At 53.5% G+C, this 10092-nt stretch carries 8 protein-coding genes and 1 tRNA gene; 5 read left to right on the forward strand and 4 right to left on the reverse strand.

Features of this window, described 5'->3' with window-relative positions:
- Nucleotides 1-58: 58 nt before the first annotated feature.
- The 4 genes from BUC32_RS04405 to fabI all read right to left on the reverse strand — a co-directional run bounded on the left by BUC32_RS04405 (nt 59) and on the right by fabI (nt 3333).
- Complete coding sequence (locus BUC32_RS04405) at nt 59-1234, reverse strand: aminotransferase (protein WP_073249887.1); 1176 nt, start codon at nt 1232-1234, stop codon at nt 59-61.
- A gap of 130 nt (nt 1235-1364) precedes the next feature.
- A complete protein-coding gene (gene gpt / locus BUC32_RS04410) occupies nt 1365-1868 on the reverse strand; it encodes a xanthine phosphoribosyltransferase (protein WP_073249808.1) in 504 nt (167 codons plus the stop codon).
- Between the two features lie 22 nt (nt 1869-1890).
- Nucleotides 1891-2454 carry a LysE family translocator gene (locus BUC32_RS04415; protein ID WP_073249810.1) on the reverse strand — a complete coding sequence of 188 codons (564 nt, stop codon included), beginning with the start codon at nt 2452-2454 and terminating at the stop codon, nt 1891-1893.
- A gap of 60 nt (nt 2455-2514) precedes the next feature.
- Complete coding sequence (gene fabI, locus BUC32_RS04420; RefSeq protein WP_073249812.1) at nt 2515-3333, reverse strand: enoyl-ACP reductase FabI; 819 nt, start codon at nt 3331-3333, stop codon at nt 2515-2517.
- 94 nt (nt 3334-3427) lie between these two features.
- Here fabI and pdxH point away from each other — a divergent pair, with 94 nt between their 5' ends.
- From pdxH to BUC32_RS04445, 5 genes are all read left to right on the forward strand, one after another.
- Nucleotides 3428-4033, forward strand: a complete 606-nt coding sequence (pdxH, locus tag BUC32_RS04425) for a pyridoxamine 5'-phosphate oxidase (RefSeq protein ID WP_073249814.1) — start codon at nt 3428-3430, stop codon at nt 4031-4033.
- 118 nt (nt 4034-4151) lie between these two features.
- Entirely contained in the window at nt 4152-4685 is a 534-nt protein-coding gene (locus tag BUC32_RS04430; RefSeq protein WP_407695240.1) for a cold-shock protein, read from the forward strand.
- Complete coding sequence (locus BUC32_RS04435; protein WP_073249816.1) at nt 4685-5170, forward strand: DUF192 domain-containing protein; 486 nt, start codon at nt 4685-4687, stop codon at nt 5168-5170. Before BUC32_RS04430 ends, BUC32_RS04435 begins: the two co-directional genes overlap by 1 nt.
- Nucleotides 5171-5191: 21 nt before the next feature.
- Nucleotides 5192-5268 (forward strand) — tRNA-Pro (locus BUC32_RS04440).
- A 641-nt stretch (nt 5269-5909) separates the two neighbouring features.
- Nucleotides 5910-9575, forward strand: a complete 3666-nt coding sequence (locus BUC32_RS04445) for a vitamin B12-dependent ribonucleotide reductase (protein ID WP_073249818.1) — start codon at nt 5910-5912, stop codon at nt 9573-9575.
- The last annotated feature ends 517 nt before the right edge of the window (nt 9576-10092 follow it).

Below are 10092 nucleotides of genomic sequence, written 5' to 3' on the forward strand. Positions count from 1 at the left end.
GATTTTGGTTGTCTACGATGCCAGTCCCAGAGGGGCAAGGGGGCGGCCGGATACAGGCCTATATTTCAAAGCTTTTCAGACGATGAAACAACGCTTCTATGCCCTGTCGGTCCACATTGGCAAAAGCAATGCGCATCTGTTGCCGGCCTTCTTGGCTGTTTTCAGGATTGAACATCGTGCCGGGCAGGGTCAGCACATGCGCCTTTTGCACCAAAGCCCGCGCCAGATCATCTGACGCCATATCAAACGGATGCCGCAAATAGGCGAAATAGGCACCAACGCCCATCACTTGCCATCCCTGATCTGCAATCAGGGGCATGTGATCCGTAATCGCTGCGCGTCGATCCAGAATCTCTGCCCGTTCTCCAGCCAGCCATTGACCTAGATTGCGCATGCCCCAAAGGGCTGCGTGTTGGCCTAGTTGGTTGGGGCAAATAGTGACAGTGTCGAGAAACTTTTCGACCTCTGAGAGGCGTGCCTCGCTGGCGATCATGGCGCCAACCCTGTGACCAGTCAGACGATAGGCCTTGGAAAACGAATAAAGTTGGATCAGATGATCCGCCCAATCCGGGTTTTCAAACAGAGCATGTGGCGCGCCGGTTCGAGAATCGAAATCACGATAGGTTTCGTCCACAATCAATTGCAGGTCGCGCCGCGCTGCCAGATCAGCAAAGGCCCTGACCAGCTCTGCCGAATATTCAACGCCGCCGGGATTGTTTGGAGTCACCAACACAACGGCCCGGGTCTTTTCAGTAATCAGCGCCTCGGCGATCTCGGGATCTGGTAGCAAATCTGCCCCCGTGGACAAAGCAACGGTCTTAATACCTTGCATATCAAGCCACATTTTATGATTGAAATACCAAGGCGTTGGAAGAATAACCTCATCTCCTTCACCGGCCAGAGACATCATGGCGGCGCAAAACGCCTGATTACACCCGGACGTGATAGCAACCTGAGTATCCGAGATCTTTCCACCATACGCCGCAGAAAACTGCGCGGCCACTTCGGCCCGCAATTCAGACATCCCAAACACCGGGCCATAAAGATGCGCTTCGGGCACATGCAATGCGACCTCTGCAATATGCTGGCGCAAGGCTTCAGGCGGGGGATCGACCGGAGCTGCCTGACTGACATTGATCAGCGGGTGTTCGTCTGTAAATTCCACACCCTGCCGCCAGCGATACGCCTCCATTACTGGCGGAGCAAAGGTCGTGGCAGTGCGGGGCAGGGACATAGGTATCTCCGATGTGTCGTACAACATGAGCGACCCTAGGGGTCGCTCATGAATAGGGCAATCCACCCAGGACTTCATCTTGCCAAAAATACTCCCGCCGGAGGCATCAGCCCTTCAAAAGGCAAAAGCCTTAGTCAGTGCCGCGGTAGGGCTCAACATATTGCAATGCCATATCCCATGGGAAGAAAATCCAGGTGTCCTGGCTCACTTCGGTAATGAAAGTATCCACCATCGGGCGACCTTTGGGTTTAGCATAAACCGTTGCGAAATGCGCTTTTGGGTACAGTTTGCGTACCAGATCCAGCGTTTTCCCCGAATCCACCAGATCATCGATGATCAAAATGCCATCGCCATCGCCCATCAGTTCTTTGTCAGGAGATTTCAACACCTGAGCTTCACCCCGATCTTGGTGGTGATAGGACATGACGCTGATTGTATCGACGGTGCGAATATCCAACTCACGGCTCAGGATCATCGCAGGGGCCATGCCGCCTCGGGTGATCGCAACCACGGCCTTCCAGGCCCCATCATCCGGACCCTGACCATCCAAACGCCAGGCCAAAGCGCGGCTGTCGCGGTGGATTTGATCCCAGCTGATGTGAAACCCTTTTTCGTGTGGAAGACGTTCGCTCATTATTTTTCTCCTGCTCTGGCGCTCAGCTCAGAGCGATTTTCAATTCGAATAGCGCGATCAATCCGCCAAAGGCCCGGTCGATCGTTGATTTGAGCCGGATATACCCGGCGCGGGCTCCCGGCAAGGAAAACGCGCGGGCCACAAAGACATACCAAACAGTTTCATTGACGAAAACCGCGGAAACGATGGCGCACATCCACAAGGCTGAGGTGTCTTGCGGAATTAGACCAGCAAAGATCGCGCCGAAGAATACCGCTGTTTTGGCATTGGAAGCTGCCGTAAAAACTCCCAACCGCAAAGACGCGACAAATCCCATAGACTCGCGGCTGTCATCAGTTGTGACAATAGGTTGCGAGGCCTGACGCCACATCCGCAACGCAATCCAGAACAGAAAACCGGTGCCAGCAATCTTAAGGACCAAAAGCAGGCTGGGCAGCAATTGGAAGACCAACGCAAGGCCGGTGATGGCTGCTGCCGCCCAGAACGCGGCCCCAAGACCAAAGCCAAGAGCCAGACCTGCCGCTGCCCGAAAACCATCCGATGCGGCCACGCGCACCGACACAACAAATGACGGTCCTGGGCTCATTGCGGCGGCCAGGTGGATTGCCAGAATGGACAGGAAGGCGGCGCGAAAGTCATTGCAGCTCTATTTGCGGCCTGTGGCGGCGTCGATATCCGGTGCGTCGACGGCCTTCATGCCAACCACGTGATACCCGGCGTCGACGTGCAGGTTCTCACCGGTCACACCGCTGCCAAGATCGGACAACAAGTACAGTGCCGATTTGCCGACATCATCAATCGTCACATTGCGGCGCAGTGGAGAGTTCAGCTCGTTCCATTTCAAAATATAGCGGAAGTCGCCGATGCCGCTGGCCGCCAGCGTTTTGATCGGACCTGCCGAAATTGCATTGACGCGAATCCCGTCCTTACCCAGATCCTCGGCCAGATACTTTACGGAGGCTTCAAGTGCTGCCTTGGCGACACCCATCACATTGTAATGCGGCATCACTTGTTCGGCGCCATAGTAGGTGAGCGTCAGCATCGAGCCACCTTCGTTCATGATCTTCTCCGCACGTGCGGCCACGGCGGTGAAGGAATAAACCGAAATATCCATGGTCATCAGGAAGTTGTCTTTGGACGTATCCACATAACGACCGCGTAATTCGTTTTTGTCGGAGAAGCCAATGGCGTGGACCAAAAAGTCAATCTTTCCCCATTTGGCCTCGATGTCGGCAAATGCCGCATCAATCGACGCCGGGTCGGACACATCACAATCAAACAGGGTTTCGACCCCAAGCTGCGCGGCCAATGGTTCAACACGTTTCTTGAAGGCATCGCCCATAAATGAGAACGCCATTTCCGCACCCGCGTCGGCGCAGGCCTTAGCAATTCCCCAGGCAATCGATTTATCGTTGGCAAGACCCATAATCAGGCCGCGCTTGCCCGCCATCAGATTGTTTGACATTCCCGTCCACTCCGTCCCAATTCAATTAAAGGGACGTTTAGGCGATCCCAGACGACGCATCAAGTGCAGCTTGCCGCTGCGGAAGGGGAGAGCCATGTCAGACAGAACCGGAATCTTTGCGGGTGATGACCCATTCAAAATTGCACAAAACTGGTTGACCGAAGCTGAGGCAAGCGAAGTCAATGATCCCAATGCGATTGCCTTGTCGACCGTCGATGCAGACGGTCTGCCAAATGCGCGGATGGTTTTACTGAAGGAAATAGCGCCAGATGCTTTCGTGTTTTACACCAATTACGGCAGCGCCAAGGCTCAGGAAGTCGAGCAAGCTGGCAAGGCAGCCTTTGTGATGCATTGGAAGTCTTTGCGACGTCAACTGCGGGTGCGTGGGGTTGTGACCCGAGAAGATGGCCTAAAAGCCGACCAGTATTACGCGTCCCGTTCTCTCAAAAGTCGTCTGGGGGCGTGGGCGTCACATCAGTCACGACCTTTGTCATCACGCACTCATTTAATGGCTGAAGTGGCCAAAGTAACCGCCCAGCACGGGCCTAACCCCAAACGCCCGCCTTTTTGGGGCGGATTCAGAATAGAGCCCTTGGAAATTGAGTTTTGGGCCGATGGGGCTTTCCGTCTGCATGATCGGTTTGTGTGGCGTCGGAAGTCTTTGAGTGAGGGCTGGGCCATACAGAGGCTAAACCCGTGATATTCGCGCAACGTAAAATGCAAGTAATTGAAAACATGATGGAGTTTTACTTGCTGTCTTCATCATTTTAACGCACACTCTGCTGATCATGGGGATGATATTACGTAAGGTTAAGACGTTGAGTGATAACGAAAAAGACACGACTCGAATCGTCGGGCAAGTGAAATGGTTCGACCCAGTTAAGGGATTTGGCTTTGTTGTTTCCGAGAGCGGCGGGCCAGATATTTTGCTGCACGCAAATGTTTTGCGCAACTTTGGGCAAAGCTCTGTTGCGGATTCCGCACGAATTGAGATCGATATTCAGGAAACTTCCCGAGGTGTCCAGGCCATTGAGGTGCATAGAATCGATGCGCCGGAATCTGCTTCCGCCGCCGTATTGGCTGACTTTGCGGGGCTGGACGAAGAAGAAATACGCAATGCGCCACTTGAGCCTGCTCGGATCAAATGGTTCGACAAAGGCAAAGGATTCGGCTTTGCCAATATATTTGGCCGCGACGAGGATATTTTTGTTCATATAGAAGTCCTGCGACGCTCAGGCCTGTCTGACCTGCAACCCGGAGAAGCCTTGGCGTTGCGTGTGATCGACGGTAAACGTGGATGTATGGCCACTGAAGTTATGGCTTGGGAAAACGCGTCAACGAAAGACGAGTGATGGTCCGAACAGTGTTTGCCGGATTGCTGGTGACAATTCTTAGCCCAGTGACGGTTCTGGCCGAGGTCGCGTGTCGTGAAGATTCCATTATGGTGCGCGGTGACTGGGGCATGGCCAAGTTTCGTGTTGGGGTGGCCGACACACCTGAGGAACGCGCCCAAGGATTGATGAATCGCGAATCTCTTTCTGCCGGGGCAGGCATGCTGTTTGTTTTTGAGAAAACAGAACCAGTGTCCTTTTGGATGGAAAACACACTGATTCCTCTGGACATGATCTTTATTTCGGAAAATGGCGTGGTCGCGCATGTGCATCACAACGCAAAACCACTGGACCGCACACCAGTGTCCAGCAAGCACCCGGTGCGATATGTCCTTGAAATAAAGGGGGGGCTGGCCCAAGCGATGCGTATCGGCGAAGGCAGCCAGCTGCGTCATCCATCATTTTTGCAGATAGATGCGATTTGGCCTTGTGAGGGCGGAGCGTAGGAGCTAAACCCTGCCTCGGTCCGGGGCGTAGCGCAGCCTGGTAGCGCACCTGTTTTGGGTACAGGGGGTCGTAAGTTCGAATCTTACCGTCCCGACCATATTCTCCCACATGAGACAGCCAGACCTGCTTTGCAGGTTTTCGGGCTGTTTCCTGTTGGTGAGGTCGACCTACCCAAGGTCCGGAAACATACCCAACCAAGAGAATCATTCGCCCGGTTTACGGGGAAAATTTAGAGTGTGTCATCAATATGACATATCTTGTGGTTGTTAACGTTTCTTAACTACATGTTGTGGATAACTAGGGTATCCATGGACACCTAAGGACGGTCAGTTCGGGATTTCCCTTGTTTCATAAGTGTTTCGGGGAACTGGTTGATGCAGGGCGGGAATTGGTGGGACATATGTGAACTGTCGGGAATCGCAATCACTGGGCGAACCGATCGATATCTTTGCTTTGGTCAACCGGAAAAAACGCAGAAAACAGTAAATAAAACGTTTGACGGTTTGGGGGCAAATACGCCAGATTGTGTGGGTAGATCGGGGCGGCCACTATATGTTGTGGTAATGCGGATCAGGCTGGGACAGTAACCATACAAACATCCAGGCTTCGGCCTTTGGGTACATTCGGCAAATGCACTTTGCCGGAACGGTTCGTTTTGCGCCTCCTTCCCCGACGCGACAGTTAGGTGCCGCAATATTGTTGCGGTGGACAAAAACAGGCAGGAACTGAGGCTCTGAAATGAGAATTGAACGAAAATTTACCAAATCCGGGCAGGACGCGTACGCAGAGCTGAACTTTGTGACCACCGAATCCGAAATTCGCAATCCGGACGGCACCATCGTATTCAGTCTTGAGAATGTCGAAGTGCCGTCCAGCTGGAGCCAGGTTGCCAGCGACGTGATCGCACAGAAGTATTTTCGCAAAGCTGGTGTTCCGTCAAAGCTGAAGCGCGTGAAGGAGAAAGGTGTTCCTGAATTCCTGTGGCGCTCGGTCCCGGCAGAGGGTGCCGAGATTGGCGGCGAAACATCGTCAAAGCAAGTGTTCGACCGTCTAGCAGGTGCGTGGACTTATTGGGGCTGGAAGGGCGGGTACTTCTCGTCCGAAGCAGATGCCCAAGCCTATTTTGACGAAATGCGCTTTATGTTGGCCTCGCAACGCGCGGCACCAAATAGCCCGCAGTGGTTCAACACCGGCCTGCACTGGGCTTATGGCATCGATGGCCCCGCGCAAGGGCACTATTATGTCGACCATAAATCCAAAAAGTTGACCAAATCAAAATCCAGCTACGAACACCCGCAACCGCACGCCTGCTTTATCCAGTCGGTCAGCGATGACCTTGTGGGCGAGGGCGGCATCATGGACCTATGGGTCCGCGAAGCACGTCTGTTTAAATATGGCTCGGGCACCGGCACCAACTTTTCGTCTTTGCGTGCAGATGGCGAGTCGCTCTCGGGCGGTGGCAAGTCTTCGGGCCTGATGGGCTTCCTGAAAATTGGCGACCGCGCCGCTGGTGCGATCAAGTCGGGTGGCACAACCCGTCGTGCGGCCAAAATGGTGATTGTTGATGCTGATCACCCGGATGTCGAAGAGTACATCAACTGGAAGGTCAAAGAGGAACAAAAGGTTGCCTCCATCGTGGCTGGCTCCAAGATGCACGAGCAAAAGCTGAACGGCATCTTTGCTGCAATCAAAGCTTGGGACGGTGCTGAAGCAGATGCTTATGACCCCAAGGTCAATGAGACTCTGAAATCAGCGATCCGCGATGCCAAGAGCGTCATGATCCCTGAGACTTACATAAAACGTGTGCTGGATTATGCCAAACAGGGTTATGCCAGCATTGAGTTCCCGACCTATGACACTGATTGGGATTCCGAGGCCTATGCCTCTGTTTCAGGACAGAACTCGAACAACTCAATCCGCGTAACGGACGCTTTCCTGAAAGCCGTCAAGGACGACGCCGATTGGGAACTGATCCGCCGCACCGATGGCTCGGTAGCTAAAACCATCAAAGCACGTGATCTTTGGGAAAACGTTGGCCACGCCGCTTGGGCCTGCGCCGATCCCGGCATTCAGTACCACGACACTGTGAATGCGTGGCACACGTGTCCCGAAGATGGTGAGATCCGCGGATCGAACCCATGCTCCGAATACATGTTCCTAGACGACACGGCCTGTAATCTCGCGTCTATGAACCTGCTGACCTTCCTTAAGGACGGTGTGTTCCAAGCCGAAGACTACATCCATGCCACCCGTCTGTGGACCGTGACGCTGGAAATCTCGGTGATGATGGCGCAATTCCCATCCAAAGAGATTGCGCAACTGTCGTATGACTTCCGCACATTGGGTCTGGGCTATGCTAACATCGGCGGCCTGCTGATGAACATGGGCTTTAGCTACGACTCGGACGAGGGGCGGGCGCTGACTGGTGCACTGACTGCGATCATGACCGGCGTATCCTATGCCACATCGGCTGAAATAGCAGGTGAGTTGGGTGCATTTGACGGATACGAGCGCAACAGCGAGCATATGCTACGTGTGATCCGTAACCACCGCCGTGCATCTTACGGCGAAAGCGAAGGTTACGAAGGTCTGGCGATTAAGCCGGTTGAATTGGACATGGACAACTGTCCAGACCAGAAACTGGTTGCTCTGGCGCAATCCGCTTGGGACGAAGCGCTGAAACTTGGCCAAAAGAACGGCTATCGCAACGCACAGGTCTCGGTGATTGCCCCAACCGGCACCATCGGTCTGGTGATGGACTGCGACACCACCGGTATTGAGCCTGACTTTGCGCTGGTAAAATTCAAAAAGCTGGCAGGCGGAGGATACTTTAAGATCATCAACCGCTCGGTGCCGGCTGCTCTGGAAAAACTGGGCTATGGCTCGGCGCAGATTGAAGAGATCGTTTCTTACGCAGTTGGCCACGGTTCACTGGGCAATGCGCCCGGCATCAACCATACCTCGCTGGTCGGTCACGGCTTTGGTCAAAACGAATTGGACAAAATCGAAGCCTCGCTGGCCTCGGCCTTTGACATCCGTTTCGTGTTCAACCAATGGACTTTGGGTGAAGCGTTCTGCACCAATGTACTGGGCATCCCTGCGGCCAAGCTGAACGATCCGTCGTTTGATCTGCTGTCGCACCTTGGCTTTACCCGTAAGGACATTGAGGCTGCCAACGACCATGTGTGCGGTACGATGACCCTTGAAGGTGCGCCGTTCCTCAAAGAAGAGCACTATGAGATATTTGATTGCGCCAACCCTTGTGGCAAAAAAGGTAAGCGTTACCTGAATGTCGACAGCCATATCACCATGATGGCCGCAGCGCAGTCGTTCATCTCTGGTGCGATCTCAAAGACCATCAACATGCCAAACGATGCCACTATCGAAGACTGTCAGAAAGCCTATGAGCTCAGCTGGTCTTTGGGCATCAAAGCCAACGCGCTGTACCGCGATGGATCAAAACTTTCACAGCCTCTGGCAGCTGCCCTGGTCGAAGATGACGAGGATGCCGCAGAAGTTCTGGAAAGCGGAAACGCCCACGAAAAGGCGACCGTTCTGGCGGAAAAGATCATTGAAAAAGTGATTGTCAAAGAGATTGTTAAATCTCACCGTGAAAAAATGCCGGAACGCCGCAAGGGCTATACTCAAAAAGCCGTTGTTGGGGGCCACAAAGTCTACTTGCGCACCGGTGAGTACGAAGACGGCAACCTTGGTGAGATTTTCATCGACATGCACAAAGAGGGTGCTGGCTTCCGGGCGATGATGAACAACTTTGCGATCGCGGTATCTGTGGGCCTGCAATATGGCGTGCCGCTGGAAGAGTTCGTCGATGCGTTTACCTTCACCAAGTTTGAGCCTGCGGGCATGGTGCAGGGCAACGATTCGATTAAGAACGCGACTTCAATCCTTGATTACATCTTCCGCGAACTGGCTGTGTCTTACCTTGATCGCACCGATTTGGCCCACATCAAACCCGAAGGCACATCGTTTGATGACTTGGGGCGTGGCGAAGAAGAAGGGGTCAGCAACATTCAGGAAATGAGTGAAACAGCGGCCTCTAAGTCATTGGAAGTGTTGAAACAAATCTCTTCGACCGGGTATTTGCGAAAACGTCTTCCACAAGAATTGGTGGTTCTGAATGGTGGTGCAGCTTTGAACACCACGACGAACCCAGTGGCGACGCTTCAAACGTTGGTGCCCGAAACGACGACGGGAAGTGTTGCGGCGGTCTCGACGACGACCACGGCGATTTCAAGCGGTTCCGTCAGCATGGATGTACGCACCAAAGCCAAAATGCAGGGCTATGAGGGCGATCCTTGTGGGGACTGTGGAAACTACACGCTGGTGCGCAATGGCACCTGCATGAAATGCAACACTTGCGGTTCCACGTCAGGCTGCTCTTAGTATGACGACAGAGGGTCAATAACTGATAAGACACTCATAGTTTGTCCAAAAACTTCGCGAACCCCTGTTTTACTGGGGTTCGCAAAGCGGCTTTTGGGGTTGAAACTCTTGCAGAGTTGAAGTGTGCCGCGAATCCAAGACACTTGACGAATTGCCGTCTGAGATCAATCAATGACGCTATGGATTCGAACAAGCTCACATCGCCCATAGGCTAAACGCTCACCTGCTGATCTCCTATCAGCTGGCTGGTTACCTTTTCAAAACCAGCTCTTGACTTCGAACCATACCAAGACAAAGCGTCAATCTCATGCACTTCCTGCTCACATCATCCTGCCTGCGAATATCGGATTCTATCCGATAACCCGATTTTCGGGAGGCAGCATGGGTATGCGGGCGGGGCTTATATCCCTGTAGCTCCAGATTTGGACCTGTCGCGGTTTGATGCCGCTCCTTTGATAGCATTTACTGCAACAAAGGAGACTGACTATGGGACTGAAACGGACGGACGAATTCCGCC

Source organism: Shimia gijangensis, assembly GCF_900142085.1.
Lineage (GTDB): Bacteria > Pseudomonadota > Alphaproteobacteria > Rhodobacterales > Rhodobacteraceae > Shimia > Shimia gijangensis.

What these genes read in the sequence shown, in the direction of transcription:
- BUC32_RS04435 (WP_073249816.1), top strand. Translation starts at nt 4,685, where the DNA reads ATGGTCCGAACAGTGTTTGCCGGATTGCTGGTGACAATTCTTAGCCCA.
- BUC32_RS04445 (WP_073249818.1), top strand. Translation starts at nt 5,910, where the DNA reads ATGAGAATTGAACGAAAATTTACCAAATCCGGGCAGGACGCGTACGCA.
- fabI (WP_073249812.1), bottom strand. Translation starts at nt 3,333, where the DNA reads ATGTCAAACAATCTGATGGCGGGCAAGCGCGGCCTGATTATGGGTCTT.
- pdxH (WP_073249814.1), top strand. Translation starts at nt 3,428, where the DNA reads ATGTCAGACAGAACCGGAATCTTTGCGGGTGATGACCCATTCAAAATT.
- BUC32_RS04415 (WP_073249810.1), bottom strand. Translation starts at nt 2,454, where the DNA reads ATGAGCCCAGGACCGTCATTTGTTGTGTCGGTGCGCGTGGCCGCATCG.
- gpt (WP_073249808.1), bottom strand. Translation starts at nt 1,868, where the DNA reads ATGAGCGAACGTCTTCCACACGAAAAAGGGTTTCACATCAGCTGGGAT.
- BUC32_RS04405 (WP_073249887.1), bottom strand. Translation starts at nt 1,234, where the DNA reads ATGTCCCTGCCCCGCACTGCCACGACCTTTGCTCCGCCAGTAATGGAG.